The organism is Anoxybacillus sp. EFIL (assembly GCF_013096955.1).
In the GTDB taxonomy this organism is placed as follows: Bacteria; Bacillota; Bacilli; order Bacillales; family Anoxybacillaceae; genus Anoxybacillus; species Anoxybacillus ayderensis.
Map to the genome: position 1 here is coordinate 1 of NZ_SDLH01000019.1, position 1,573 is coordinate 1,573.

Here is a 1,573-nt window from a genome sequence, read left to right on the forward strand (position 1 = left end):
CGATGGGAAATCTCATCTTGAGGGGGGCTTCACGCTTAGATGCTTTCAGCGCTTATCCCTTCCGCACATAGCTACCCAGCTGTGCCCCTGGCGGGACAACTGGTACACCAGCGGTGCGTCCATCCCGGTCCTCTCGTACTAAGGACAGCTCCTCTCAAATTTCCTACGCCCGCGACGGATAGGGACCGAACTGTCTCACGACGTTCTGAACCCAGCTCGCGTACCGCTTTAATGGGCGAACAGCCCAACCCTTGGGACCGACTACAGCCCCAGGATGCGATGAGCCGACATCGAGGTGCCAAACCTCCCCGTCGATGTGGACTCTTGGGGGAGATAAGCCTGTTATCCCCGGGGTAGCTTTTATCCGTTGAGCGATGGCCCTTCCATTCGGAACCACCGGATCACTAAGCCCGACTTTCGTCCCTGCTCGACTTGTAGGTCTCGCAGTCAAGCTCCCTTCTGCCTTTACACTCTACGAATGATTTCCAACCATTCTGAGGGAACCTTTGGGCGCCTCCGTTACGCTTTGGGAGGCGACCGCCCCAGTCAAACTGCCCACCTGACACTGTCTCCCACCCCGATCAGGGGTGCGGGTTAGAATCTCAGTACGACAAGGGTGGTATCCCAACGGCGACTCCACCTAGACTGGCGTCCAGGCTTCTCAGTCTCCCACCTATGCTGTACATGTCGCACCAACATTCAATATCAGGCTGCAGTAAAGCTCCACGGGGTCTTTCCGTCCTGTCGCGGGTAACCTGCATCTTCACAGGTACTATGATTTCACCGGGTCTCTCGTTGAGACAGTGCCCAAGTCGTTACACCTTTCGTGCGGGTCGGAACTTACCCGACAAGGAATTTCGCTACCTTAGGACCGTTATAGTTACGGCCGCCGTTTACTGGGGCTTCGGTTCGCACCTTCGCTTGCGCTAAGCGCTCCCCTTAACCTTCCAGCACCGGGCAGGTGTCAGCCCCTATACTTCGCCTTACGGCTTCGCAGAGACCTGTGTTTTTGATAAACAGTCGCTTGGGCCTTTTCACTGCGGCTCCCCTGGGCTATTCACCCGAGGGAGCACCCCTTCTCCCGAAGTTACGGGGTCATTTTGCCGAGTTCCTTAACGAGAGTTCTCCCGCGCACCTTAGGATTCTCTCCTCGCCTACCTGTGTCGGTTTGCGGTACGGGCACCTCTCACCTCGCTAGAGGCTTTTCTTGGCAGTGTGGAATCAGGCACTTCGGTACTTTATTTCCCTCGCCATCACAGCTCAGCCTACTCAAGCGGATTTGCCTACTTGAGGCGCCTAACTGCTTGGACGCGCACAACCAGTCGCGCGCTGACCCTATCCTCCTGCGTCCCCCCATTGCTCAAACGGTGAGGAGGTGGTACAGGAATATCAACCTGTTGTCCATCGCCTACGCCTTTCGGCCTCGGCTTAGGTCCCGACTAACCCTGAGCGGACGAGCCTTCCTCAGGAAACCTTAGGCTTTCGGTGCAGAGGATTCTCACCTCTGTTTTCGCTACTCACACCGGCATTCTCACTTCTAAGCGCTCCACTAGTCCTTCCGGTCTAGCTTCGA

At 56.6% G+C, this 1,573-nt stretch carries 1 rRNA gene; it reads right to left on the reverse strand.

Annotated features, from left to right (window positions below):
• Positions 1-1,573, reverse strand: a 23S ribosomal RNA gene (locus tag ES017_RS15025); the annotation flags it as partial.